Origin of the sequence: Streptomyces sp. NPDC048462, from assembly GCF_043200175.1 — a bacterium.
GTDB lineage: Bacteria > Actinomycetota > Actinomycetes > Streptomycetales > Streptomycetaceae > Streptomyces.
Genome location: NZ_JBICXG010000007.1, coordinates 143,398 through 167,413 on the forward strand (window position 1 = coordinate 143,398; position 24,016 = coordinate 167,413).

The following is a 24,016-nucleotide window of genomic DNA, read 5'->3' on the forward strand; positions in this document are numbered from 1 at the left end:
GACCTCCGCGGTCCCGGTTCCCCCGGTGGGGAGCCGGGACCGCGTGCTTTGCGCGGTGCCCGGCCCTCAGGACCGGCCGGACCGCTCCAGCGCTTCGGCGGGGGAGGGCGCCGGGGTACGCTCGTCGACCGGGAGATACGGGAGCATCGCCTCCTCGCCCAGGAACACCCGGCGCACGACGCGCTCCGCGGCGCGCCCGTCGTCGTAGTCGCAGAAGCGCTCCCGGAACGCCTTGCGCAGCCCCGCCGACTTCTCGCTCCGCCACTCCTGGGAACCCAGCACCGAGGTCAGCTGCTCCTGGCTGGTGGCCACGGCGCCCGGGGGCTCCGCCATCAGGTCGAAGTAGGTGCCGCGCACGGCCCGGTAGGTGTCCCAGTCGTCGGCGTAGATCACGATCGGCCGGTCCAGGTTGGCGTAGTCGAACATCGCCGAGGAGTAGTCCGTGACGAGGGCGTCCGCCGCGAGGTAGAGCTGCTCGACGTTCCCGTGCGAGGAGACGTCGATGATCCGGCCGTCGGCCTGGAGATCGGCGAGCCGGCCGGACGCCTTGTAGAAGTAGTGGCCGCGCACCAGCAGCGTGACGTCGGGGCCCAGCTCCTCGGCCAGCTTCGGCAGGTCGAGCCGGGGGGTGAAGGACTTCTGGTACTCGCGGTGGGTCGGGGCGTAGAGGAACGCCGTCGAGCCGTCGGCCAGGCCGAGTTCGTGCCGGGCCCGCGAGACGTCGGCCGCGGTGGCGTTGAGCAGGACGTCGTTGCGCGGGTAGCCGGTCTCCAGCGACTTGTACCGGCAGGGGTACACCCGCTCCCACACGGTGGTGGAGAAGCGGTTGGCGGACAGGCTGTAGTCCCAGCGGTCGCACCGGCGCAGCAGCTTCTCCATGTCCATGCTGGTGGACGCGGGGTACTGGGCCTGGTCGAGGCCCATCGTCTTCAGCGGAGTGCCGTGATGGGTCTGCAGATGGACCTGGCCCTCGCGCTTGATCACGGTGTCGCCGAAGTTCACGTTGTTCGTGAGGTACTTCGCGCGGGCCATCACCGACCAGTACTCGCGGGAGCCGACCACCACCGCCTCGACGCCTGCGGGGACCCGGTCGCGGTGCTCGGACCTGACCGCCCAGACCCGGCGCATGCCCGGGGCCAGCCGGCCCAGCTCCGCCTCGATGGCCGCGGGGTTGCAGGAGTAGCCGCGGCCCCAGTACGCGGAGAACACCGCGAGGTTCTCGTCCAGCGGCATGCGCAGCTGGGACTTGTAGAACATGCCGAGCGCGGCGCGCCTGGCCCGGCCGACGCGGGCCCGGCCGCCCAGCCTGGCCCGGTTGCGCACGTTGTTGACCCGGATGACGCCGACGAACGTCGGGTAGGAATCGAGGCCGAGCAGGGCGTACTTGTAACCCTTGCCGCCCGGCGGCCGCCTGAAGCCCGCCGGCAGCCGGCTCCGGTATTCCTTGGCCGCGCGGTGGAAGAACTCGGCCCGCGCGTCCCGCGGAAGCCGGCCCGGCTTTTCCAGGACGGTCAGGAAGTGGTCGGCCATCTTCCCGAAGAGCGCCGGGCGCCAGGTCTCCAGCTCCGGCCGCGCGTCCAGATAGGCGAAGACGCGGTCGTACTGGCCGAAGACGTCGAAGTGCTTGCGGCTGACCGTGCGGAGAATGTTCCCGCCCTCCCGCCGCTGCCGGTACAGCACGCACGAGCGGTCCAGGACGGCGATGGTCTCCGCCGAGATCAGCGAGGAGAACGTCCACGGCGCGTCCTCGTAGTAGCCGGCCGGGAACCGGAAGCCGTGCCGGCTGACGAAGTCGCGGCGGTAGGCCTTGTTCCACACGATCTGCAGCAGGTCGAGCAGCTGCGGCCGGTCGGCCAGAGTGAAGACGTCGGGACCGCTCTCGTCCAGCAGCTCCTCACGCCTGTTGCGCAGCAGCCGCCCGTCCCAGTAGGTGCGGGTGTAGTCGTAGACCAGGACGTCGGGGTCGTCCGTCGCGTCGAGGCGCGCCGCGATGGCCGCCAGCGAACCCGGGGCCAGGGTGTCGTCGCTGTCCAGGAAGATCAGGTAGTCACCGGTCGCCTCGTCGATACCCGCGTTGCGGGCATGTCCCAGACCCACGTTCTCCGTGAGGTGGAGCACACGGACGCGGGAGTCGCGTTTCGCGTATGTGTCGAGGATCGCGCCGGAGCCGTCCGGTGAGCAGTCGTCGACGCCGATGATCTCGAAGTCGGTGAAGTCCTGCTGGAGCACGGAGTCGAGACACTCCCCGATGTACCCCTGCACGTTGTACGCAGGCACGATGAGTGTCAGTCGAGGCATCGTCCACCAGTCCAGAGAGCTGTCCGAGGGGGGTGTGCGAGGTACGCGGTGCGCACCTTTGAACAGTGCGACGGTGTCCAGCACCCGGACAGCGTAATTGATCCTGTCAGCCCTCTTTGAGGGGCAGGAGCGGGTCCGCCGGTCCGACTTTATGTACACGTAGAGTGAATCGGATGCGCAAGGACTCGGACAGGGAGACGCACGATATGACCTGGATGGTTACGGGCGGGGCGGGATACATCGGCGCGCACGTCGTGCGCGCGATGCTCACGGGCGGTCAGCGGGTCGTGGTGTACGACGACCTGTCGACCGGCAGCGCCGAGAAGGTACCCGAAGGAGTGCCCCTGGTGACCGGCAGCGTCCTGGACCGTCCTGCGCTGGACGCGGCGATCCGCGACCACAGGGTGACCGGTGTGGTGCACATCGCGGGCAAGAAGCAGGTCGGCGAGTCCGTGGAGCGGCCCCTCCACTACTACCGGGAGAACGTGACGGGCCTGGAGGTGCTGCTGGAGAGCATGGTCGACGCGGGTGTCGACCGGCTGGTGTTCTCCTCGTCCGCCGCCGTATACGGCATGCCCGACGTCACCCTCGTGACCGAGGACACCCCGTGCGCGCCGATGAGCCCGTACGGCGAGACCAAACTCGTCGGGGAGTGGCTGATCCACGCCGCCGCCCGCGCCCACGGGCTGCGCTGCGCCTCGCTCCGCTATTTCAACGTGGCCGGCGCGGCGTCGCCGGAGCTGGCCGACGCCGGGGTGTTCAACCTCATCCCGATGGTCTTCGAGCGCCTGGAGGCCGGCCTGGGTCCGCGGATCTTCGGCGACGACTACGCGACGCCTGACGGCACCTGCGTCCGCGACTACATCCACGTCGAGGACATCGCCTCCGCCCACCTCGCGGCCGCGCACCGGCTCGAAGACGCGGAGCCCGGTACGGATCTCACGCTCAACATCGGACGCGGCGAGGGCAGTTCCGTACGGGAGATGGTCGACCGCATCCTCAAGGTGACGGACAACGGGGACACCGTCCCCGAGGTGACCGCCCGCCGGCCCGGCGACCCCGCGCGCGTGGTCGCGGCGGCCGACCGGATCCGGGCGGAGCTGGGCTGGTCGGCCCGGTACGGCCTGGACGAGATGATCGGCTCGGCCTGGCAGGGCTGGCGCCTGCGCCACCCGTAGGCCCGGTCACCGGGCCCACGGGCGGGACGGGCCCTTCAGGCCTCGGGCGCGGGCTCCAGCTGTTCCTCGCCCGCCGCGTCGGCCTCCTCCAGCGCTCCGCGCTGTGCCGGTATCCCCGGGAGCAGCCGGTTCGACATCCGTACGCGGTGCTCGTCCGCCATCGCGCACAGGCCCAGTGCGGCCTCGCCGAAGCGTGTCTGGGACGGCGGGTCCGAGGGGCCCAGGAGATGGAGCTTCAGACCCGCGCGGGCGGCGGCCAGCCCGTCGTTGCCCGGGTTGCGCACCGAGTCGAGCAGGGCGGCGACACCGGCCGCGTCCGGCGTCAGGATCGTCGCCGCGCGGACCGTCGGGAACGCCTCGCGGAACTGTTCCTCGGACAGGCCGCCGGTGTTCGCGACGGCGTACGGCTTCTCGGCCGCCAGGTAGTCCGTGACCACGCTCGACACGTCGCTGATCAGCAGGTCCGCCTCGTTGAAGCAGGCGTACAGCGCGGGCTGCGGGGCCGTGATGATCTGGTGCTCAGCGGGCGGGAGCGACGCCCAGTGGGCCGCCTCCCAGGCCGAGGTCGCCGCGGTGACCGCCCCGGCCCGGCCGGGCTCCGGAGTGCCCTGCGCCAGCATGCGTTCCGCGTCGTCCGCGTCGTCGCGGAACGAGGCGGCGGTCAGCGCGGCCAGCTCCGCGGTCCGGCGGGCCAGCTCGGCGGCTGCCCGCGGGCCGGGGCGCGGGCCGGGGCGGCCGCGGTTGGCCTCGCGGATCAGGGCCTGGATGCGGGCGTCGGCGGCGGCGGCCCGGGGATCGACCGAGCCGGTCATCGGGTGCGGCTTGTAGAGGAGCCGGACGGCCGGGTCGCGCAGCAGCGCCCGGACGATGTTCTCGCCGGCCAGGACGACCGAGGTGTTGCCCGGATTGCCGTCCCAGCCCTCCCACGTGGGCGCGTAGAGCACGGTCGTGCGCGCACCGGCGGGCGGGCCGGCGTACGGGGTGATCGGGGCGAGCTGGGGGCGGCCGATCTCCACCACGTCACGGTCCTCGATGCCGACGTCGGCCAGTGCGTAGCGCTCGCGCGCCGCCGGTCCCGCGACCCACACCTCGTCGTACGCCTTCGCGTACGGGTTGCAGCTGGAGAGCTTGTCGCTCTCGCCGTGGTTGACGAAGGCGTGCTTGATCGACGGTATCCGCAGGACCTGCGAGGTCTTGCCGGAGTTCGCGGGGTGGATCAGCAGCTTCAGGGCCGAGTGCTCCAGGCGGAGCAGCTGGGCGACCTTCGGGATGCACACGACGGGGATGTCCGTGGCGCCGATGCGCTGCATCATGAAGCGCTCGCGCAGCACGATCACCGGACGGCCGTCGAGTCCGGACAGCGCGTCGAGCCACATGTTGGCCTGGTACGCGGACGAGACGCCGCCGGAGAAGTACATGCCGACGGTCGGCCGGTAGTCCGCGAGCCAGCCGTCGAACCAGTCCAGCACCTCCTGGTCCGACGCGGGGCGGCGCCGGACCAGGCACCGCACCAGCTCGGCCAGCGAGAGGGCGGCGAGGGCGGCCGACAGCGCGATGCCCGCCGCGGCGAACTCCGGCTCGTCGCCCGCCGCCGTCACCAGCAGCCCGACGGTCGCGGGCAGCCCGAACAGCAGCAGGCGCGGCCCGTGCCGGCGCATCAGCAGGGCCGGGGGCGCCGGCGTGATGCCCAGGGCGGAGGCGTCGATATTGCGGGTGAGCAGCGGCAGGGTCCGGGCCGCGCGCACCCGGATCGCCGCCGCGTGGCCGGCGAAGTGGAGCGCGTAGAAGAGGAGCAAGCCGAGGACGAGCGGGAGGTAGACCGTCTCCCGGTGTTCGCCGCCCAGCCGGAGCAGCCCCACGATCAGCAGGAAATCGCAGGTCAGCCGACGGACCATGACATCGGCCCGGACCTTGGCGAGCAGCGAGACCTGGCCCGGCCGCCATCGGTGCAGGGCGGCCTCGGCCAGCAGGTTGGCGGCCGTCGCGGTGACCAGCAGTGCGAGGTGCGGGACAGCTGCCGCGGCTGCCTGGGCGGCGAAGGACGCGACGAGTACGGCGAGGGGGAGGGCGTTCGCGGCGTACCGCAGGAGCGGGGGGAGTGGTTGCACTGGGGGACTCCAAAGAGCGCGAGCGCTCGCGTGCGCGGTGGGGCCGCGCCGACGTGTCGGTGCGGCCGGCCGGGCGGCCCGGTCCCGGACCGGTACGCCCGGTTGGCATGGGTGGCGTGGGGGTTCAGGGGCCCCACCATATGGAGGGCGGCTCGTCCGTTCATGAGACGAGCGTGAAGGATTCGTGAGAGTCGAGCGGATACGCACAACCAATTCCAGGGGTCGTGAATTGGAGGGATGTGTCCCCGGAAGTGCGGACCTCGCCGTACTCGCCGAACGGGCTGCGCCCAGTGCTCTGCGCACCCGTCTTCGGTGCGAATCCCGGGAACCGACGCATTCGTTGTTCAGTTCGATGTAAAGAAATGCGGAGCCGCATTCCGGGCCGGGCGGGCCCGGAAAGGCGGCCGGCGGTTACGGGCCCCCGCCGGTTTTCGTCCGGATGTGTCGGCAATCGGTCATGAGGGCTGTTTTGCCGCAGATAGGACAGTGAATCTAAGTAAGGTCGCCCGACAGGGTCGCAGCCGCGACAGGACCGTCATCTCATCGTGGGGGCAGAAACAGTGAAGGCTCTCGTACTTTCCGGTGGGGCAGGCACCCGGCTCCGTCCCATCACCCACACCTCGGCCAAGCAGCTGGTTCCGGTGGCGAACAAGCCGGTGCTGTTCTACGGCCTGGAAGCCATCGCGGAAGCGGGCATCACCGAGGTCGGCATCATCGTGGGGGACACCGCGGAGGAGATCCGCGCGGCGGTCGGGGACGGTTCCCGGTTCGGCATCGACGTCACCTACATCCCGCAGGCAGAGCCGCTCGGCCTCGCCCACGCGGTCCTGATCGCGCAGCGCTTCCTCGGCGACGAGGACTTCGTCATGTACCTCGGTGACAACTTCATCATCGGCGGTATCACCGGCCTGGTCGAGGGATTCCGGGCCGACCGGCCCGACGCCCAGATCCTGCTCACCCAGGTGCCGGACCCGACCTCGTTCGGCGTCGCGGAGCTCGACGGGGACGGCAGGGTGGTGGCCCTGGAGGAGAAGCCCAGGGAGCCCAAGAGCGACCTGGCCCTCGTCGGCGTCTACCTCTTCACCCGGGTCATCCACGAGGCGGTCCGGTCGATCCGCCCGTCCTGGCGCGGCGAACTGGAGATCACCCACGCCATCCAGTGGCTGATCGACCAGGAGCGCGACGTCCGCTCCACCATGATCCGCGGGTACTGGAAGGACACCGGCAACGTCACCGACATGCTGGAGGTCAACCGGACCGTCCTGGAGACCGTCGAACCGTCCACCGAGGGCGCCCACGTCGACGACGAGAGCGAGATCATCGGCCGGGTGCGGATCGAGCAGGGCGCCCGGGTCACCCGCAGCCGGATCGTCGGCCCCGCCATCATCGGCGCCCGCTCGGTGATCAGCGACGCCTACGTGGGACCGTTCACCTCGGTCGCCCAGGAGTGCCGGATCGAGGACAGCGAGATCGAGTACTCCATCGTCCTGCGGGGCGCCTCGATCGACGGCGTCCGCCGCGTGGAGGCCTCCCTCATCGGCCACGAGGTCGAGGTGACCCCGGCCCCCCGGAGCCCCTCGGCCCACCGTCTTGTCCTCGGCGACCACAGCAAGGTGCAGATCTCCTCATGACGAACCCCACGGCGAACCCCATGACGCCCCGCACGACGACCCGCACGACGACCCGCATCCTGGTGACCGGTGGAGCCGGCTTCATCGGCTCGCACTACGTCCGCACGCTGCTGGGTCCCGACGGACCGGGCGACGTGGCCGTCACGGTGCTCGACAAGCTCACCTACGCGGGCAACCCGGCCAACCTCGACGCCGTCCGCGACCACCCCGGCTTCTTGTTCGTCCAGGGCGACATCTGCGACGCGGAACTGGTCGGCGATCTGATGGCCGGGCACGACCAGGTGGTGCACTTCGCCGCCGAATCGCACGTGGACCGCTCCATCGACGGCGGCGCCGCCTTCGTCCGCACCAACGTCGTGGGAACGCACACCCTCGTCCATGCCGCGCACCTGGCGGGCGTCTCGGCCTTCGTGCACATCTCCACCGACGAGGTCTACGGATCGATCGACGAGGGCTCCTGGACCGAGAGCGAACCCCTCGCGCCCAACTCCCCGTACTCCGCCTCCAAGGCGTCCAGCGACCTGATCGCGCTCTCGTACCACCGCACCCACGCACTCGACGTGCGGGTGACCCGCTGCTCCAACAACTACGGGCACCACCACTTCCCCGAGAAGGTCATCCCGCTCTTCGTCACCAACCTCCTGGAGGGCCGGCCGGTCCCGCTGTACGGCGACGGCGCCCACGTCCGCGACTGGCTGCACATCGACGACCACGTCCAGGGCATCGAACTCGTCCGCACCCGGGGACGGGCGGGCGAGGTCTACAACATCGGCGGCGGCACCGAGCTGTCCAACAAGGAGCTCACCGGACTGCTGCTGGAGGCCTGCGGCGCCGACTGGGACACGGACGTCACCCATGTCGAGGACCGCAAGGGCCACGACCGGCGCTACTCGGTGGACTGCACCAAGATTCGCGAGGAGCTCGGTTACGAACCGCGCAAGGACTTCCGCAAGGGCCTCGCGGAGACCGTGCGCTGGTACCGCGAGAACAGCGCCTGGTGGGAGCCGCTCAAGGAGAGGGCGGCCCTGTGAGCCCGGTCTGGCTGGTCACCGGAGCGGCCGGAATGCTGGCCCAGGACCTGCTGGCGGCCCTCGCCCACGAGCACGTCACCGCCGTCGCCACGGACCGCGAGGCCCTGGACATCGCCGACCGGGACCGCGTGCGGGACGCCTTCGGCGCCCACCGCCCCGCCGTCGTGGTGAACTGCGCCGCCTGGACCGCCGTGGACGACGCCGAGACCCGGGAGGAGGACGCGCTGCGGGTCAACGGCACCGGCCCCGCGGTCCTCGCGCACGCCTGCCGCGAGCACGGCGCCGTCCTGCTCCACGTCTCCACCGACTACGTGTTCGCCGGGGACGGCGCCCGGCCGTACGGGGAGGACGCCCCCACCGGCCCGCGCAGCGCCTACGGGCGCACCAAACTCGCGGGCGAACGCGCCGTCCTGGAGACCCTGCCCGATACCGGCTACGTGGTCCGCACCGCCTGGCTCTACGGGGCCGGCGGCGGCAACTTCGTCCGGACGATGATCAGGCTGGAGGGCGCCAGGGAGACCCTCGACGTGGTGGACGACCAGCGCGGCCAGCCCACCTGGACTGTCGACCTGGCGGCCCGACTGGTCCGGCTCGGCCTTGCCGCGCTGGAGGGCACCGCCCCGGCGGGCGTCTACCACGGCACCAGCGGGGGCGAGACGACCTGGTTCGGCTTCACCCAGGAGATCTTCCGGCTGCTCGGCGCCGACCCGGCCCGGGTCCGCCCGGCCACCAGCGAGGCCTTCGTCCGGCCCGCCCCGCGCCCGGCGTTCAGCGTGCTCGCGCAGAGCCGCTTCGCGGCGGCCGGCATCGAGCCGATCCGGGACTGGCGCACCGCCCTGGGAGAGGCGTTCCCGGCGCTGCTCGCAGCGGAACGCCCCTGATCAGGCCTCTGCCTCCGCTGAGTACCGGGACGCCCCCCCCGGCTCAGCGCCCGGCGGTGCTGAGCAGCGGTCCGCCGTCCGCCCGCAGACCGATGGGCGGCGGGCCGGCCGTCCGCAGCCGCGCGTAGTACGCCTCGCACTGCGCGTACGAGGGAAGCAGCCCCTGCTCCTCGGCCTCGGCCAGCGAAGGGGCCGACGCGTCCTTCCCGGACAGCAGCGGGGCGACGTCCAGCGGCCAGTCGATGCCCAGCTCCGGATCGAGCGGATCGATGCCGTGCTCGCGCGCCGGCGCGTAACCCTGCGAGCAGAGATACAGGACGCACGCGTCGTCCGTCAGCGCCATGAAGGCGTGGCCGAGGCCCTCCGCGAGATAGACCGCCCGGTGGGCGCTGTCGTCGAGGCGCACCGCCTCCCACCGCTTGTACGTGGGTGAGCCGGCCCGGATGTCCACGACCACGTCCAGCACCGCGCCGCGCACGCACTTCACGTACTTCGCCTGGCCCGGCGGCACGTCGGCGAAGTGGATCCCGCGCAGCGTGCCCCGGGCGGAACTGGAGAAGTTGGCCTGCGCGAGCCCCAGCGTGTGCCCCTGCGCCGCATCGAGATCCGAGGCCCTGAACCACTCGTGGAAGCTGCCTCGGCCGTCCGTGAGGACCTCGGGCTCGTGCACCCAGGCCCCTGGAATGGAGAGCTGGCGCATGCGATCACGTCCTTGTTCCTGGAGATTCCCGAATCCGCCGGCCGTGCTGCCGACAACTCCTGCAACGAGAAGTAGGGCATTTCGGACACGGAGTGGCACGGATCAGGATGAACCGGGGTCCACGGGGCGGAACGCCCACGCGCCGATTCCGGCGCTCGCGTAGATTGCGGATTCCGATCGAGGGCGAACCACGGGGGATACGCGTGTCAGGGGCAAGGCAGGGCGTCACGGAGGCCCGCAGGATCGTCGTCAAGGTCGGCTCCTCCTCCCTCACCACCGCCGCGGGCGGCCTCGACGCGGACCGCGTCGACGCGCTCGTCGACGTCCTGGCCAAGGTGCGCGACGGCGGTGAACGCGAGGTCGTCCTGGTCTCCAGCGGCGCCATCGCGGCCGGACTCGCCCCGCTCGGCCTGCACCGGCGGCCCAAGGACCTGGCCAGGCAGCAGGCCGCCGCCAGCGTCGGCCAGGGACTGCTCGTCGCCCGCTACACCGCCTCCTTCGCCCGCTACGGCGTACGCGTCGGCCAGGTGCTGCTCACCAGCAACGACACCAGCCGCCGCGCCAACTACCGCAACGCCTACCGCACCCTGGACCAGCTCCTGGACATGGGCGCGCTGCCGATCGTCAACGAGAACGACACCGTCGCCACCGACGAGATCCGGTTCGGCGACAACGACCGCCTCGCCGCGCTCGTCGCCCACTTGGTCCGCGCCGATCTGCTGATCCTGCTCTCGGACGTGGACGGCCTGTACGACGGCGACCCGAGCATCCCCGGCACCACCCGCATCGCGGAGATCACCGGCCCCGCCGATCTGGCCGGGGTCAGCATCGGCAGCGCGGGCAAGGCCGGCGTCGGGACCGGCGGCATGGTCACCAAGGTCGAGGCCGCCCGGATCGCCACCGCCGCCGGCGTCCCGGTCGTGCTGACCTCGGCCAGCCACGCCGCGGACGCGCTGGCGGGCCGCGACACCGGTACGTACTTCCACCGCACCGGACGCCGCAGCGCGGACCGGCTGCTGTGGCTGGCCCACGCCTCCACCCCGCAGGGCGCGCTGACCCTGGACGACGGCGCCGTGCAGGCGGTCGTCGAGCGCCACAGCTCGCTGCTGCCGGCCGGGATCGCCTCGGTCGAGGGCGAGTTCGCCGCGGGCGACCCGGTGGAGCTGCGTGATCTGCGCGGCCGGCCGGTGGCCCGGGGACTCGTCAACTTCGACGCGAAGGAGATCCCGCAGCTCCTCGGCCGGTCCACCCGCGATCTGGCACGCGAACTGGGCCCGGCCTACGAGCGCGAGGTCGTACACAGGGACGATCTTGTAGTCCTGTACAGCTGACAAACCCCTGAAACGGCTGAAAGTCCAGCCTTCGGGCAGAGACCTTCACGAAAACCGCCCCACGCCGGGCCGCGGACTGGTCCACTTTGTAGCAGGGACACTGCGGGGGACACCGCACAGCAACACATTCACAGGAGGCCGCCGGTGAGACGAGCGCGCCCGGGGGCGCCGCCCCGAGGAACGGGTGGCCGCGCCCTGACCAGCGTCGGAGCAGGTGCCGAATTCGACGGGAGGAGGTCTGCGGACCGGAGGGACGAGCGGCCGGCCGGGGCCGAACAGACGGCGGTGGGCCAGGAGCTCACCCAGTCGAAGCTGTGGCACATCACGCTCTGCGTCTCAGGTACTGAGACACCGCTGAACGAGGTCAGACGCGGCCTCGAACAACTCGCGCACGACCACCCCTTCCTGCTGACGAGCAGGTACGCCAACGACCACGCGGAGATCCGGTACTGGGAAGAGGCCCGCGACCTGCACGACGCGGCGGCGGTCGCCCTGAGGCTGTGGGGTGAGCACCGTTCCAGCGCCGGTCTGCCGCCCTGGGAGATCGTCGGCCTGGAGGTCATCGACCGCGAGACGTACCACCAGCGCATCGCCGAGGGTTACGGGCCGCCCCCCGCTGCCCCGGTCGGTGTGCACCCGTACTGACGCGGTGGCCGGCGGTCGTCTCGCATCACGGGATACGTGACGGATGCCCGCAGTGTGCGCACTACTCTGCGGGCATGACCACGCTTTCGCCGTACGACAACATGTCCCCGGTCGCCCAGGCTGCTTACCGCGCACGTGCCGCAGCCGCCGATATCGCGCCGCTTCCGCGCGCGGCCAAGGACGACGCGCTGCTGGCGATCGCGGACGCGCTCGAGGTACGGACGAGCGACATCATCGCGGCCAATGCCGAGGACGTGGCGCGTGCCCGCGAGGCCGGCACCAGTGAGTCGGTCGTCGACCGGCTCACCCTCACCCCCGAGCGGATCCGCGCCATCGCCGCCGATGTGCGGGACGTCGCGGCGCTGCCCGACCCGGTCGGTGAGGTGGTGCGCGGCTCCACGCTGCCCAACGGCATCGACCTGCGGCAGGTCCGGGTGCCGCTCGGCGTGGTCGGGATCATCTACGAGGCCCGGCCGAACGTGACGGTGGACGCCGCGGCCCTCTGCCTCAAGTCGGGCAACGCGGTCCTGCTGCGCGGCTCGTCCTCGGCCCGCTCCTCCAACACCGCACTGGTGCGGGTCCTGCGCGACGCGGTCGGCGGCTCCGGCCTGCCGGCCGACGCGGTCCAGCTGGTGCCGGGCGAGAACCGTGACTCCGTGCGGGAGCTCATGCGGGCCCGAGGCCTGGTCGACGTGCTCATCCCGCGCGGCGGCGCCTCCCTGATCCGCACGGTCGTCGAGGAGTCGACCGTCCCGGTGATCGAGACCGGTACCGGCAACTGCCACGTGTACGTGGACGCGCTGACCGACCTCGACATGGCCGTCGACATCCTGGTCAACTCCAAGGCCCAGCGCCCCAGCGTCTGCAACGCAGCCGAGACGCTCCTGGTCCACAAGGACATCGCCGGGGCCTTCCTGCCCCGGGCCCTGGACGCCCTGGCCGAGGCCGGTGTGACCGTGCACGGCGACGAGCGGGTCATGGAGTACGCCGAGGGGTCCAAGGCCACCCTGGTGGCGGCGACGCCGGAGGACTGGGAGACCGAGTACCTCTCCTACGACATCGCGGCCGCCGTCGTGGAGTCGCTGGACGCGGCCGTGGCACACATCCGGCTCTGGTCGTCCGGGCACACCGAGGCGATCGTGACCACCTCGCAGGCCGCGGCCCGCCGTTTCACCCAGTTGGTGGATTCGACGACGGTGACTGTGAACGCCTCGACGCGTTTCACCGACGGCGGCCAGTTCGGCTTCGGCGCCGAGATCGGTATCTCCACCCAGAAGCTGCACGCCAGGGGCCCGATGGGGCTTCCGGAGCTGACCTCCACGAAGTACATCGTGACCGGCGACGGCCATGTGAGGTGAGCTCGGGTTGCGCCGGATGTGCGGTCTCCCTGCCCAAACCGACCCTCCGGGGCTAGGCTGAAGCCGTGCCGGACGACGTGGGGGGCAGGCCGTTCCCGAACGGCTGGGAGCCCGACGACGACCGCGGGGGCGCGGACAAGGACTTCGCCTCCGTGGTGTTCGACGAGGACTTCGTACAGGCCGCCACCTTCCATGAACCGACCGCTGTCGAGCGTTTGTCGGCCGCTGCCGAGGCGCGTGCCGACGCGGAGGCCTTCCGGGCCCGGTCCGGCGGCGGACCGCTGGACGACGACCTGTACGACGACGGCTACGGGCCGGGCGCCGGCTACGGCCGGGGGAGCGCCTACGACGACCGGCCCGGCGCGGACGGCGACGACTACTACGACGACGGCCCCTACGGGCGCCACGGCGGCGCCCTGCGCCCCTACCGGGGTGCGGCCCGCTGGCACCGGCCGGTGGCCTGGCTGCTCGCCCTGGTGATGGGCATCGGCATGGTCGCGCTGGCCTTCAGCGCCGTCTACCGCAACAGCTCGGGCGACCGGCAGGACCAGGTCCCGCCACCGGCCAGCACCGGGGTGGACAGCGCCCCGGCGCCCTCCGCGGTCCCGTCCGTGGTTCCCTCCGTCGTCCCGTCCATGGCTCCGTCGGTTCCGGGCAGCTACCTGCGCCCGGTGGTCTCCATGGCCCCGCGCACCCCCTGACGAAGCCCTGTCCCGCCGGTCCCACGGAACCGGCCCGTCACGCGTGCCCGCGTGCCCCCGAGGCGGTTCTCCGCCCGTCTCCGCGTTTACGTTCGCCGTAATCGACCTACTCTCAAGGTATGACCCCTCACCTGCTCCAAGAGAGGGCTCCTCACTTGTCCGCGCATGCTCCCGCATGGCGGACAGGCCCTGCCCAGGCCGTCCGGCCGGGGCAGGGGCGCACCGCACCGGCCTCCGGTCGGTGACGTGGAGTCGGGAGACGGCATGGCAGACCACGGAGATCCCCCCGAAGGCCCGGCGGAGAACAGTGCGAGCGGCGGCGAGGACGAGTACCGGTCGCTCGTCTTCGACGAATCCTTCGTCCGGGCCGCCCGGCTCCAGGAGTTCTCCGCGCAGGAGCGGATGGGGGAGCACGCCCGTGCCGTGCGGAGCCTGCCGGGCCGTGCCGTGCGTACCGGCTCCCGGGCCGCGCTCGCCCTGGTCGTCCTGATCGCCCTGGCCTTCGGCACGGCTGTCTTCATGGGCTTCCGTCACCCCTATCAGGCCCCTTTGGGCAGACGGGCCGAGCCGCTGCGGATGATCTTCATCCCGTTGGCACCGCGCGGCGTGGTACCCCCGGGCACGCCGGCCGCCCTCTTCGCGAGCAGCCCCGCCGCCGACTACCCGAAGGGCGCCCAGGGCATCAGTCCGCCGGTGGCCCGGCGGACGGACAACTTCTCGGAGAGCCAGGTCGTCGCCGCCCTGGCCACCGTCAAGAACTACCTGGTCGCCTCCTCGCTCGACCCCGACGTCCTCGGCGGGAACACGGTGCGGCCGGTGGAGTCACTGCTCGACCCGGACCAGATGGCCCAGTTCGAGCGGAGCATGACCGAGCCGTACGACGACGGGCAGCACGCCGCGACGGGCTGGCTCGTGCGGTTCGACCCTGCCGAGGTCACCCCCGCCCCGGAGGTCCGCGTCCGGGGCACGCTGCGCTACGCCGAGGTGGGGACCGACGCACTGGAGGTGGCGTCCGACCACACCTTCACCTACGCGCTCCGCCCGACCGTCTCGGGGCCCCAACAGGACGCCGGCGCCTCGCTGTTCACCGTGCGGCGGGAGCTGCGCTTCCGGCTCGACCGGGAGGACCTGCGGCTGGGCCGGCTGGAGGTGCGGACCAGCTATGTGCAGGCCGGGCCGCAGTCCTGCACGGCCGATGCCAGGGGTGCGCTGCGGCCGCTGCTGGCCGGCCGGCGGGCGGCCCCCCGGGGCCCGGCGGGCACCGACCCGTACCGGACGGACCGGCCCACCGCGGGGCTGTGCGGGACGCTGGAGGTCAGCTCCCCGCCGACCCGGGCTCCTGCGGCCCCTGCTCAGGGTCCTCGGGGTCCCGGGACTCCTGCGAGCCGTCCGTAGCGCTGCCCTTGCCGGTGCCCGCGCCGCCCCCGCCGCCGGTGAACTTGTCACGGAGCTTGCCGCCCAGGTCGCCGGCGCCGCCCGCTATGTCGCCGACCAGCTTCATCAGCGGATCCTTGCTGCCACGCACCGAATCGGCGTAGTGCGAGGCGGATTCCTTGAAGGCGTCCGTGACGGAGGTGTCCTTGTCCTCGTCCCGGCGCGGGTAGTGCCCGTCCATGATCCGCTGGTAGTCGCGGGTCTCCGACCACTTCTTCAGCTCGGCAGCGCGGACCGTGGTGAACGGGTGCGAGCGGGGCAGCACATTGAGGATCTTGAGGACGGAGTCGCGCAGGTCGCCGCCCTTCTCGTACTCGTCGGCCTGGGCGAGGAACGCGTCCACGTTCATCTCGTGGAGGTGGTTGCCTCCGGCGATCTTCATGAGTCCGCGCATCGAGGACCGCAGATCCTGGCCGACCAGCAGCCCGGCCCGGTCGGCGGACAGCTCCGACTTGCGGAACCACTCGCGCAGCGCCGTCACGATCGCCATGATCGCGACGTTGCCGAGCGGGATCCAGGCCACCTTCAGGGCGAGACTGGTGAGGAAGAGCAGGATCGTGCGGTACACGGCGTGACCGGAGAGGGCGTGCCCCACCTCGTGGCCGACGACCGCCCGCATCTCCTCCTCGTCGAGCAGCTCCACCAGCCCCGTCGTCACCACGATGATCGGCTCGTCGAGACCGATGCACATGGCGTTGGGCCGGGGGTCCTGGTTCACGTACATCGGCGGGACCTTCTCCAGGTCCAGGATGTAACACGCGTCCCGAAGCATGCCGTTGAGGTGGGTGAACTGGGCGTCGCTCACCCGGACGGAGTCGGACAGGAAGAGCAGTCGCAGGCTGCGCTCGGGCAGCAGGCCGCTCAGGGCCTTGAAGACGGTGTCGAAACCGGTCAGCTTGCGCAGGGCTACCAGGGCCGAGCGGTCCGCCGGGTGTTCGTACGCCCGGGACGAGATTCCCGGAAAGCGCCTGCGCTGCCTGCTCGGCACGTTCTCGTGACTCTCGTGGCTGCTTTCGGTCATGAATAGGCCCCCTGTTCGTACGAGACGTTGCTCGCCCCCTGATAAATCCCAGCCTAGGTGCTGGCGCTACGGTGTGCGGGGGGCTGTGGATAACTGAGGAGACGCCCGACATGCCGCATACCGTTGCTCTGCTCGCCGCCGCATCCGAAGAGCAGGGGCCGGGCAACACACTCCGCATCGTGCTGCTCGGCTCGCTGGTCGGAGCCGCGCTGCTGGCCTGGTTCCTGCTGCGCGGATACCGCAGCGACGACAACAAGGACAACAACGACTGAGTCGGCGTGAGCGTGCCCGGGCCTGCCGCATACGATGTCCGCGACGTCTTCCCTCCGACTCCCGATCGATAGGTCCTGCCGAAGATGAGCCTCACGAGCACCGCACACCAGCTGGTCACCGTCGCCGCCGAGGGCGCCGAACACGGCGGCAATCACGAAAGCCTCAGCCCGTACCTCACCGGTGGCGGTGCGTTTGTCGCGCTTCTCCTCCTTCTGTGGATCACCACGCGCTTCAACCGCGACCGCTGAGACCGAGGCGTACAGCTGTGCCAGTAGGCTCTGCACGCATGGGAGAGCAGGAAGTGCCTACCGGCCCCGGAAAGCGCCGAATCGGCGTGATGGGCGGGACGTTTGACCCGGTTCATCATGGACACCTGGTGGCGGCCAGTGAAGTGGCCGCCCAGTTCCACCTCGACGAGGTGGTCTTCGTCCCGACCGGGCAGCCGTGGCAGAAGAGCCACAAGCACGTGTCGGCGGCCGAGGACCGGTATCTGATGACGGTCATCGCGACGGCGTCGAACCCGCAGTTCTCGGTCAGCCGCAGCGATATCGACCGCAAGGGCCCCACATACACGATCGACACCCTGCGGGATCTGCGCGCGGTCCACGGGGACGCGGACCTCTTCTTCATCACCGGCGCCGACGCGCTGTCCCAGATCCTCACCTGGCGGGACGCCGACGAGTTGTTCTCGCTGTCCCACTTCATCGGTGTGACACGGCCGGGCCATGTGCTGACGGACGCCGGTCTCCCCGAGGGCGGTGTCTCTCTCGTGGAGGTTCCCGCGCTGGCGATCTCGTCCACAGACTGTCGTGGGAGGGTCGCCGCGGGCGATCCGGTCTGGTACCTGGTGCCGGACGGAGTGGTCCGCTACATCGACAAGCGCCAGCTTTACCGCGGCGAGTGAGCCACGGAGAGGGGCACCGGTGAACGACCGACAGAATCCGTACTACCAGCAGCCGCAGATCGTCGGCTACGACGAGTTCGGGCAGCCGGTGTACCAGCAGCCCGCTCAGCAGCAGTACGACCCGTACGGCCAGCAGCAACAACAGCAACAGGCTCAGCAGGCACCCCGTACGGATCAGGGCTACGGCTACGACCCGTATGCCCAGCAGCAGCAACAGCAGCAGCAACACCAGCAGCAACACCAGCAGGGCCCGCCTCCGCAGCAGTACGACCCGTACGCCGCCCAGCAGCCCCCCTCCCAGTCCCCCCCGCAGCAGCCCCAGGCCCCCCAGCAGGATTACGGGTACGACGGCTACGGCTACGACACCGGGCAGCAGCCCGCCGCGGTCGACACCACCCAGTGGAACGTGCCGCAGCAGACCGCGCCGCCCGCTCCCGCCGCCGCTCCTGTCCCGCCGCCGCGTGAGTCGGCCCCGGCGCCGGACGGCGAGCCGGAGGCGGCCGTCCCCGGACAGCGCCGCGGCGACCGCGACTACCGCACCGAGCAGTTCTCCTTCATCGAGGAGCCCGACGAGGACTCCGAAGACGTCATCGACTGGCTCAAGTTCACCGAGAGCCGCAGCGAGCGCCGCGAGGAAGCGCGGCGGCGCGGCCACAACCGGATGGTCGCGCTGATAGTCGTGGTGGCCCTGGTCGTGGTCGGCGGCGTCGGCTACCTGTGGTCGGCGGACAAGCTGCCCGGGTTCTCCGGCTCGGAGAAGGAGGACACGGCGGCGACCGGTCCGCAGCGGCGGGACGTCATCGTGGTCCATCTCCACAACACCAAGGGCGGCGGTACGTCCACGGCCCTGCTCGTCGACAACGTCACCACCAAGCAGGGAGCCACGGTCCTGCTCCCCAACTCCCTCGCGCTCTCCGACGAGGACGGCAACACGAGCACGCTCGGCAAGTCGGTCGAGGACGACGGCACCACCGGCACGCGTGAGTCCATCGACACGCTGCTCGGCACCGAGATCAGCGGCACCTGGCGGCTCGACACCCCATATCTGGAGAACCTCGTCGACCTGGTCGGGAACATCGACATCGACACCGACACCGATGTACCCGACACCAAGAAGGGGGCCTCCCCCCTGGTGAAGAAGGGCACGGCGCAGACGCTCAGCGGCCCGATGGCCGTCGCGTACGCCACCTACCGCGGTCCCGACGAGGCCGAGACCAAGCAGCTGACGCGGTTCGGCCAGGTCATGCGCGGAGTGCTGCGGAAGATCTCGGACGATCCGAAGGCCGCCACCGTCACCGTGCAGACGCTGGCCCAGATCCTCGACCCCTCGCTTCCCGAGAAGGACCTCGGCGCCTCGCTGGCCAAGCTCGCCGAGCACGCCAAGGTCGGGGACTACAAGACGGCGCTGCTGCCGGTCCAGGAGGACGGCAGCCTCACGGACTCGGCCACGGACAGCGTCGTCAAGGACATCCTGGGCGGCACGGTCAAGGCCCCGTCGGCGGACGCCGCGGTCCGGGTCGCCATCAAGAACGCCACCGGCAGCGACCGGGGCACGGAGTCCGCGCGGATCAAGCTGGTCAACGGCGGCTACGTCTTCGTCAACGGCGGCAAGTCCGATGCCGAGGCCTCCTCCGAGGTCATCTACAAGGATGCCGAGGGCAAGGAGAAGGCGTCCCAGGTCGCCAAGACCCTCGACCTGCCGGCGAGCGCGGTGAAGCAGGGCAAGCCGACCGGGAACGCGGACGTGTCCGTCGTCCTCGGCCAGAACTACAAGGTCGACTAGCCGGACCGGGCCGAGCCGGCAAGGAGTCGCCGTCGCCCTCCCGGGGCCGCCGCGTGGTGGTCCCGGGACCACGGCCGGCGGCTCCGGAACGATCTTCGGAAAATGGCTGCGTGGGCTGTCGGCGGTCCGTGAGACCCTAGAGGTTGATCTGCCCGCCGACGAAAGCCTGCTTGTGACCGCCACGGACCGCTCCATCGAGCTCATCAACGCTGCCGCTCAGGCGGCCGCCGACCGGCTCGCGCACGACATCATTGCGTACGACGTCAGCGACGTGCTGTCGATCACGGACGCCTTCCTGCTGGCCTCGGCCCCCAACGACCGCCAGGTCAAGTCGATCGTCGACGAGATCGAGGAGCAGCTCCAGAAGCAGCTCGGCGTCAAGCCGGTCCGCCGCGAGGGTGACCGCGACGCCCGCTGGATCCTCCTCGACTACGTCGACATCGTCATTCACGTCCAGCACAGCGAGGAGCGCGTCTTCTACGCGCTGGAGCGCCTCTGGAAGGACTGCCCCGAGATCGCTCTGCCCGAGGACGCCGTGAAGACCCGCGGCAAGGCCGAGGAGCACGCACAGCTCACCGGCGGCACGGAAGGTGACCGGAGCTGAACGGCAGCGGAAGCGGCAGGGGCCGCAGGATCGTCCTCTGGCGACACGGCCAGACGGCGTGGAACCTGGAGCGCAGGTTCCAGGGTTCCACGGACATCGAGCTGACCGAGACCGGCGTCGGGCAGGCCCGTCGGGCCGCCCGGCTGCTCGCCTCGCTGAAGCCGGACGCGATCGTCGCCTCCGATCTGCGCAGGGCCGCGGCCACGGCCGCCGAGCTCGCCGCGATCACCGGCCTCGCCATCGCTCACGACCCCGGCCTGCGTGAGACCTACGCGGGCGCGTGGCAGGGCCTCACCCACGAGGAGATCGTGGGGCGGTTCGGCGAGCAGTACGCGGCCTGGAAGCGCGGTGAGCCGGTGCGGCGCGGCGGCGGTGAGCTGGAGACCGAGGTCGCCGACCGGGCCGCTCCCGTGGTGCTCGCGCACGCCGACAACCTGCCCGACGACGGCACGCTCGTCGTCGTCAGCCACGGTGGCACCATCCGGACCACCATCGGCCGGCTGCTGGGCCTGGAGTCGCACCACTGGGAAGGGCTCGGCGGGCTGACCAACTGCTGTTGGTCGGTGCTGGGCGAGGGCGCGCGCGGCTGGCGTCTGCTGGAGCACAACGCGGGCACGCTACCCGAGCCGGTGCTCGGCGACGACGACTGACCGGGCGCCCGTGTGGCGCCCGGACGGCCCCTCCGGGCGGCATCGGCCGGATTTCACTTTCCGGCTGGTCACAGGCTAAAGTTCTTCTTGTTCGCAGCGCGGAAACGCAGGGAAACACAGCGAACAGCGGGGCTATAGCTCAGTTGGTAGAGCGCCTGCATGGCATGCAGGAGGTCAGGAGTTCAATTCTCCTTAGCTCCACAATCAAGATCCCGTCCCCGTCAGGGGGCGGGATCTTCTTGTCGGCGGCCGCGCAACATCGTCATCTGCCGTTCGCTCTCCCGGTCGGCCGGTGTGTAGGCGACGATCCGGCACTCCGGCAGCCCGTTGACGGAGAGCGACACCGACGTCATCCGTATCTCGGCGGACGCCGCGTAGTGCCGGAAGGTCTTCACCCGGGGGCCGGGCGGGGCGACGTCCCCGCTGCGCCACAGCTGGGCGAAGTACGGGCTGGCCGCCGAGAGGCCCGCGACGAACGTCTCCCAGGCGGGCTCGCCCGTATGCCGTCCGTAACCGCCCCGCAGGGTAGCCACCATGAGCGGCAGCTCCTGGGCGCGGTGGACGATCGGACAGTCCTTCTCGGGGACCGTGAACAGCGCCCACAGCACGTTGCGGATGCCGGTGTCCATCATCGCGGGTATGCCGAAGAGATCCCGGTAGGCGGGGTTGGTGGCCAGCACGTCGTAACGCGTGTTGTAGACGACCGCCGGGTGCGGGTCGAGGGCGTCGATGATGCCCTGGACCTCCTGGCCGACCTCGACCGTGTCGCCCTGCCTGCCCGGTATGTACGCCACCTCGGCCAGGTGGTAGAGGTGCTCCCGCTCCGACGGATCCAGCCGGAGGGTGCGCGCCACCGCGTCCAGAACCTGCGCGGAGGCGTTGATCGGACGGCCCTGTTCCAGCCAGGTGTACCAGGTGACCCCGACGCCGGAGAGCTGGGCGACCTCCTCACGGCGCAGGCCAGGGGTGCGGCGCCGGAAACCCGGGGCCATACCCACGTCCGCCGGGGTCACCCGGGCCCGGCGGCTGCGCAGGAAGTCGGCGAGCTCGGGCCGCCGTCCGTGCTGCCGCGCCGACTCCTTGAGCACATGCTCCCCGGGCCCCTGCCGCTCCTGTCGCTCTTGGCGATGCTGCCGTTCCTGCCGTTCCTGCCGTTCCTGCCGTGTCTGACGTTCCTGTGCTGCCCGATGTTGTGCCGTCACCGTCGTCACACCCCCATCGTCGGTGCTCCTGCCGGGTGTTGCCAGGTGCTGCCAGTACCAGCATCAACGGGCTCTCGTTACCCGTATCCGACCGGGACCAGCCTTGAGGTCATGACCGCGACCACAGCCACGAACACGTCTTCCGAGGCAACTCCACGTTCTCTGCCCAGTAAAGCCCCCACCACCGACAATCGCCCCGGACGGCTGCTCGCCCTGGTGCTGGCGGCCCAGTTCATGGCGCTGCTCGACGTCTTCATCGTCAACGTCGCCGCCCCGACGATCCGTACCGAACTGGGCGCCTCCGGGGCCGGGTTGCAGCTGGTGGTGGCGGGGTACACCGTCTCCTACGCCGTCCTGCTCATCACCGGTGCCCGGCTCGGCAGCGTCTTCGGGCACGGCCGCACGCATCTGGCGGGTCTCGCTGTCTTCACCGTCGCCTCGCTCGCCTGCGGACTCGCCACGGGAACAGGCCAGTTGATCACCTTCAGGGTGATCCAGGGGGTCGGCGCCGCGGTGATGATCCCGCAGGTGCTCAGCCTGATCCAGCAGCACTTCAGCGGCGAGGCCCGGGTCCGGGCGCTGGGCGCCTACGCCGCGGTGCTGGCCGTTGGAGCCGCGGCCGGGCAGGTGGTGGGCGGGGTACTGGTCAGCGCGGACCTGTTCGGAACGGGCTGGCGGCCGGTCTTCCTCGTCAACGTGCCGATCGGGCTGGTGCTGCTGGTGCTCGGCGTCCGGGTGCTGCCGGGTGAGCCGCGTGCCGGGCAGGCCAGGCGTGCGGCACGGGCCCGCGGGCTCGACCTGGTGGGGCTGTTGATGCTCGCGGCGGCCGTCATCCTGTTCACCGTCCCGCTGGTGCTCGGACAGGAACTGGGCTGGCCGGCCTGGACCTGGATCTGCCTGCTCAGCTCCGTGCTGGTCTTCGCCGGCTTCGCGGCGTACGAGACGCGGCTGGCCGCCCGCGGCGGCGCGCCGCTCATCGCCCTCGGGGTGCTCCGCGTCCCCGGCATCGCGCGGGCGGCGCTGCGCGTCCTTCTGGTGATGGGGATCAACGCGGGCTTCCTCTTCGTGATGACGCTGCACGTCCAGGGCGGTCTCGGGTACACGGCGCTGCACTGCGGGCTGATGTTCGTGCCGACCGCGGTGGTCTTCGGCGTGGTCGGGCTGACCTGGAGGCGCTGGCCGGCCCGGCTGCAGGGAGTTCTCGCCCCGGCCGGGTTCGTGCTCGTCGCCGTCGGTTCGGTGGCGCTCGGCCTCCTGCTGCGCAACGGCGGCGACGGCGGTCCCGGACTGTACGCGGCCTTCGTCGTCAACGGTGCGGGCATGGCGCTGGGCTTCAGTCCCACTCTCACGGGTGCCCTGGCGAACGTACGAGCGGAGGATGCTGCCGACGCGAGCGGAGTCCTCGTCACCGTCACCCAGCTCGGCCAGTTGATAGGCGTCGCGGGGTTCGGCACGCTCTACCTCAACCGCCTTGATACGCCTGGGGCGCAGGGTTCCGGAGAGGCGCTGTGGGTATGCGCTCTCGCACTGTCGGCGGCCGCCGTCGTGGGTGTGCTGGCGGGTCTTGTGCGGCGTCGGCGGACCACGGGATCCCGGCAGGGCTGACCCCCTTGCGGGGTCATGGCAGAATCGGACCGCCGGAGGTGGCGACGGACCGAACGGGAGGGAGTGCGCGATGTCTGCGAGTCGCCACGAGGTCCCGGACCTGCCCCCTTGTCGAGAGGCCCGCGTACGCGGCGGCCTCCCTGCCGGCGGTTCGCCCCCCACGGTCCGGAGCTGACCCATGGGTGCCCACAGGCGGAAGTGCGACTGGTGCGGCAGCGGTACGCCCATCGTCAGGGACATGGACCCGGTCAATCCGGACTACCAGTACTGGTGCGAGGAATGCGCGCGGGCGCTGGTCATAAAGGGCGACCCCATCGAGACCTACCGGGAGCTGGAGGGCGAGCCGATCTACGGACGCCTGCTGGAGGAGCACTGCACGCTCAAGCGCTTCTACTCCTTCGCCACCGCATGACCGGGCCCCGCCGGCGAGGCTGAACCGGGCGGACCGGAAACGATTTGGTGGACGGCCGGGGTGACCGGTAATGTTCTCGATGTCGCCACGGGAGACCGGGCGGCGCAGCACGGGGCTATAGCTCAGTTGGTAGAGCGCCTGCATGGCATGCAGGAGGTCAGGAGTTCAATTCTCCTTAGCTCCACAGTGAAGATCGAGCAGCGGGGCCTACCCTAGAGTGAGGGCGCCTCGGGCTTGTTTGCCGGCTGGCGGGGGGGCGGCGCCCG

The 24,016-nt window shown here is 70.8% G+C and carries 22 protein-coding genes and 2 tRNA genes; 19 read left to right on the top strand and 5 right to left on the bottom strand.

What is annotated here, in order from left to right:
* Positions 1 to 66: 66 nt before the first annotated feature.
* On the bottom strand, positions 67 to 2,298 hold the full coding sequence (locus ACGFU6_RS14950) for a CDP-glycerol glycerophosphotransferase family protein (protein ID WP_393610978.1): 2,232 nt from the start codon (positions 2,296 to 2,298) through the stop codon (positions 67 to 69).
* Between the two features lie 206 nt (positions 2,299 to 2,504).
* On the opposite strand from ACGFU6_RS14950, the gene galE reads away from it, so the two are divergent.
* Positions 2,505 to 3,476, top strand: a complete 972-nt coding sequence (gene galE, locus ACGFU6_RS14955; protein ID WP_393610979.1) for a UDP-glucose 4-epimerase GalE — start codon at positions 2,505 to 2,507, stop codon at positions 3,474 to 3,476.
* Positions 3,477 to 3,511: 35 nt separating this feature from the next.
* Here the strand turns inward: galE and ACGFU6_RS14960 are convergent, their stop codons facing one another.
* The gene (locus ACGFU6_RS14960) at positions 3,512 to 5,584 is read right to left on the bottom strand and encodes a hypothetical protein (protein WP_393610980.1); all 2,073 of its coding nucleotides are present in this window, start codon (positions 5,582 to 5,584) and stop codon (positions 3,512 to 3,514) included.
* Between the two features lie 560 nt (positions 5,585 to 6,144).
* Between ACGFU6_RS14960 and ACGFU6_RS14965 the strand changes: the two genes are divergently transcribed.
* From ACGFU6_RS14965 to rfbD, 3 genes are read left to right on the top strand one after another with little or no spacing between them, the layout of a single operon-like run.
* Positions 6,145 to 7,215, top strand: a complete 1,071-nt coding sequence (locus ACGFU6_RS14965) for a glucose-1-phosphate thymidylyltransferase (RefSeq protein WP_393611198.1) — start codon at positions 6,145 to 6,147, stop codon at positions 7,213 to 7,215.
* Positions 7,212 to 8,246 carry a dTDP-glucose 4,6-dehydratase gene (gene rfbB, locus ACGFU6_RS14970; RefSeq protein WP_393610982.1) on the top strand — a complete coding sequence of 345 codons (1,035 nt, stop codon included), beginning with the start codon at positions 7,212 to 7,214 and terminating at the stop codon, positions 8,244 to 8,246. Before ACGFU6_RS14965 ends, rfbB begins: the two co-directional genes overlap by 4 nt.
* 32 nt (positions 8,247 to 8,278) lie before the next feature.
* Positions 8,279 to 9,127 (top strand): dTDP-4-dehydrorhamnose reductase, encoded by an 849-nt coding sequence (gene rfbD / locus ACGFU6_RS14975; RefSeq protein ID WP_393611200.1) that lies wholly within the window; start codon positions 8,279 to 8,281, stop codon positions 9,125 to 9,127.
* A 43-nt stretch (positions 9,128 to 9,170) separates the two neighbouring features.
* On the opposite strand, the gene rfbC is transcribed toward rfbD, so the two are convergent.
* Positions 9,171 to 9,827 (bottom strand): dTDP-4-dehydrorhamnose 3,5-epimerase, encoded by a 657-nt coding sequence (gene rfbC, locus ACGFU6_RS14980; RefSeq protein ID WP_123526025.1) that lies wholly within the window; start codon positions 9,825 to 9,827, stop codon positions 9,171 to 9,173.
* Positions 9,828 to 10,030: 203 nt separating this feature from the next.
* On the opposite strand from rfbC, the gene proB reads away from it, so the two are divergent.
* From proB to ACGFU6_RS15005, 5 genes are all read left to right on the top strand, one after another.
* Positions 10,031 to 11,158 (top strand): glutamate 5-kinase, encoded by a 1,128-nt coding sequence (proB, locus tag ACGFU6_RS14985; RefSeq protein ID WP_123526026.1) that lies wholly within the window; start codon positions 10,031 to 10,033, stop codon positions 11,156 to 11,158.
* A 144-nt stretch (positions 11,159 to 11,302) separates the two neighbouring features.
* A complete protein-coding gene (locus tag ACGFU6_RS14990) occupies positions 11,303 to 11,803 on the top strand; it encodes a hypothetical protein (RefSeq protein ID WP_393610985.1) in 501 nt (166 codons plus the stop codon).
* A 74-nt stretch (positions 11,804 to 11,877) separates the two neighbouring features.
* The gene (locus ACGFU6_RS14995) at positions 11,878 to 13,161 is read left to right on the top strand and encodes a glutamate-5-semialdehyde dehydrogenase (RefSeq protein WP_393610987.1); all 1,284 of its coding nucleotides are present in this window, start codon (positions 11,878 to 11,880) and stop codon (positions 13,159 to 13,161) included.
* Between the two features lie 65 nt (positions 13,162 to 13,226).
* Complete coding sequence (locus tag ACGFU6_RS15000) at positions 13,227 to 13,862, top strand: hypothetical protein (protein ID WP_393610989.1); 636 nt, start codon at positions 13,227 to 13,229, stop codon at positions 13,860 to 13,862.
* Positions 13,863 to 14,126: 264 nt separating this feature from the next.
* Positions 14,127 to 15,257, top strand: coding sequence for a hypothetical protein (locus ACGFU6_RS15005; protein ID WP_393610991.1), 1,131 nt, complete (start codon positions 14,127 to 14,129; stop codon positions 15,255 to 15,257).
* Here ACGFU6_RS15005 and ACGFU6_RS15010 read toward each other — a convergent pair.
* Positions 15,178 to 16,317, bottom strand: a complete 1,140-nt coding sequence (locus tag ACGFU6_RS15010; protein ID WP_393610992.1) for a M48 family metallopeptidase — start codon at positions 16,315 to 16,317, stop codon at positions 15,178 to 15,180. The two genes, ACGFU6_RS15005 and ACGFU6_RS15010, sit on opposite strands and share 80 nt — an antisense overlap.
* Positions 16,318 to 16,427: 110 nt before the next feature.
* Between ACGFU6_RS15010 and ACGFU6_RS15015 the strand changes: the two genes are divergently transcribed.
* From ACGFU6_RS15015 to ACGFU6_RS15045, 7 genes are all read left to right on the top strand, one after another.
* Positions 16,428 to 16,589 carry a hypothetical protein gene (locus ACGFU6_RS15015; protein ID WP_393610994.1) on the top strand — a complete coding sequence of 54 codons (162 nt, stop codon included), beginning with the start codon at positions 16,428 to 16,430 and terminating at the stop codon, positions 16,587 to 16,589.
* 84 nt (positions 16,590 to 16,673) lie between these two features.
* Positions 16,674 to 16,838 carry a hypothetical protein gene (locus ACGFU6_RS15020; RefSeq protein ID WP_024494263.1) on the top strand — a complete coding sequence of 55 codons (165 nt, stop codon included), beginning with the start codon at positions 16,674 to 16,676 and terminating at the stop codon, positions 16,836 to 16,838.
* A 38-nt stretch (positions 16,839 to 16,876) separates the two neighbouring features.
* Positions 16,877 to 17,494, top strand: coding sequence for a nicotinate-nucleotide adenylyltransferase (gene nadD, locus ACGFU6_RS15025; protein ID WP_393610995.1), 618 nt, complete (start codon positions 16,877 to 16,879; stop codon positions 17,492 to 17,494).
* A gap of 19 nt (positions 17,495 to 17,513) precedes the next feature.
* Positions 17,514 to 19,277, top strand: coding sequence for an LCP family protein (locus tag ACGFU6_RS15030; RefSeq protein WP_393610996.1), 1,764 nt, complete (start codon positions 17,514 to 17,516; stop codon positions 19,275 to 19,277).
* A gap of 172 nt (positions 19,278 to 19,449) precedes the next feature.
* Complete coding sequence (gene rsfS / locus ACGFU6_RS15035) at positions 19,450 to 19,881, top strand: ribosome silencing factor (protein WP_393610997.1); 432 nt, start codon at positions 19,450 to 19,452, stop codon at positions 19,879 to 19,881.
* On the top strand, positions 19,878 to 20,531 hold the full coding sequence (locus ACGFU6_RS15040) for a histidine phosphatase family protein (RefSeq protein WP_393611202.1): 654 nt from the start codon (positions 19,878 to 19,880) through the stop codon (positions 20,529 to 20,531). The genes rsfS and ACGFU6_RS15040 overlap by 4 nt, the downstream gene beginning before the upstream one ends.
* A 128-nt stretch (positions 20,532 to 20,659) precedes the next feature.
* Positions 20,660 to 20,732: transfer RNA gene (locus ACGFU6_RS15045), tRNA-Ala, on the top strand.
* Between the two features lie 20 nt (positions 20,733 to 20,752).
* On the opposite strand, the gene ACGFU6_RS15050 is transcribed toward ACGFU6_RS15045, so the two are convergent.
* On the bottom strand, positions 20,753 to 21,544 hold the full coding sequence (locus ACGFU6_RS15050; RefSeq protein WP_393611204.1) for a helix-turn-helix transcriptional regulator: 792 nt from the start codon (positions 21,542 to 21,544) through the stop codon (positions 20,753 to 20,755).
* Between the two features lie 300 nt (positions 21,545 to 21,844).
* Between ACGFU6_RS15050 and ACGFU6_RS15055 the strand changes: the two genes are divergently transcribed.
* The 3 genes from ACGFU6_RS15055 to ACGFU6_RS15065 all read left to right on the top strand — a co-directional run bounded on the left by ACGFU6_RS15055 (position 21,845) and on the right by ACGFU6_RS15065 (position 23,934).
* Positions 21,845 to 23,338, top strand: a complete 1,494-nt coding sequence (locus tag ACGFU6_RS15055; RefSeq protein WP_393610999.1) for an MFS transporter — start codon at positions 21,845 to 21,847, stop codon at positions 23,336 to 23,338.
* A 178-nt stretch (positions 23,339 to 23,516) separates the two neighbouring features.
* Positions 23,517 to 23,750: a hypothetical protein gene (locus ACGFU6_RS15060; RefSeq protein WP_024494568.1), complete on the top strand. Its 234-nt coding sequence runs from the start codon at positions 23,517 to 23,519 to the stop codon at positions 23,748 to 23,750.
* A gap of 111 nt (positions 23,751 to 23,861) precedes the next feature.
* A tRNA-Ala gene (locus ACGFU6_RS15065) sits at positions 23,862 to 23,934 on the top strand.
* Positions 23,935 to 24,016 lie beyond the last annotated feature (82 nt).

Bases quoted from the DNA above. Each gene is read 5' to 3' on its own strand.
- ACGFU6_RS14950 (WP_393610978.1), bottom strand. From the start codon at position 2,298: ATGCCTCGACTGACACTCATCGTGCCTGCGTACAACGTGCAGGGGTAC.
- galE (WP_393610979.1), top strand. From the start codon at position 2,505: ATGACCTGGATGGTTACGGGCGGGGCGGGATACATCGGCGCGCACGTC.
- rfbB (WP_393610982.1), top strand. From the start codon at position 7,212: ATGACGAACCCCACGGCGAACCCCATGACGCCCCGCACGACGACCCGC.
- rfbD (WP_393611200.1), top strand. From the start codon at position 8,279: ATGCTGGCCCAGGACCTGCTGGCGGCCCTCGCCCACGAGCACGTCACC.
- rfbC (WP_123526025.1), bottom strand. From the start codon at position 9,827: ATGCGCCAGCTCTCCATTCCAGGGGCCTGGGTGCACGAGCCCGAGGTC.
- ACGFU6_RS14995 (WP_393610987.1), top strand. From the start codon at position 11,878: ATGACCACGCTTTCGCCGTACGACAACATGTCCCCGGTCGCCCAGGCT.
- ACGFU6_RS15005 (WP_393610991.1), top strand. From the start codon at position 14,127: ATGGCAGACCACGGAGATCCCCCCGAAGGCCCGGCGGAGAACAGTGCG.
- ACGFU6_RS15010 (WP_393610992.1), bottom strand. From the start codon at position 16,317: ATGACCGAAAGCAGCCACGAGAGTCACGAGAACGTGCCGAGCAGGCAG.
- ACGFU6_RS15015 (WP_393610994.1), top strand. From the start codon at position 16,428: ATGCCGCATACCGTTGCTCTGCTCGCCGCCGCATCCGAAGAGCAGGGG.
- ACGFU6_RS15020 (WP_024494263.1), top strand. From the start codon at position 16,674: ATGAGCCTCACGAGCACCGCACACCAGCTGGTCACCGTCGCCGCCGAG.
- nadD (WP_393610995.1), top strand. From the start codon at position 16,877: ATGGGAGAGCAGGAAGTGCCTACCGGCCCCGGAAAGCGCCGAATCGGC.
- ACGFU6_RS15055 (WP_393610999.1), top strand. From the start codon at position 21,845: ATGACCGCGACCACAGCCACGAACACGTCTTCCGAGGCAACTCCACGT.
- ACGFU6_RS15060 (WP_024494568.1), top strand. From the start codon at position 23,517: ATGGGTGCCCACAGGCGGAAGTGCGACTGGTGCGGCAGCGGTACGCCC.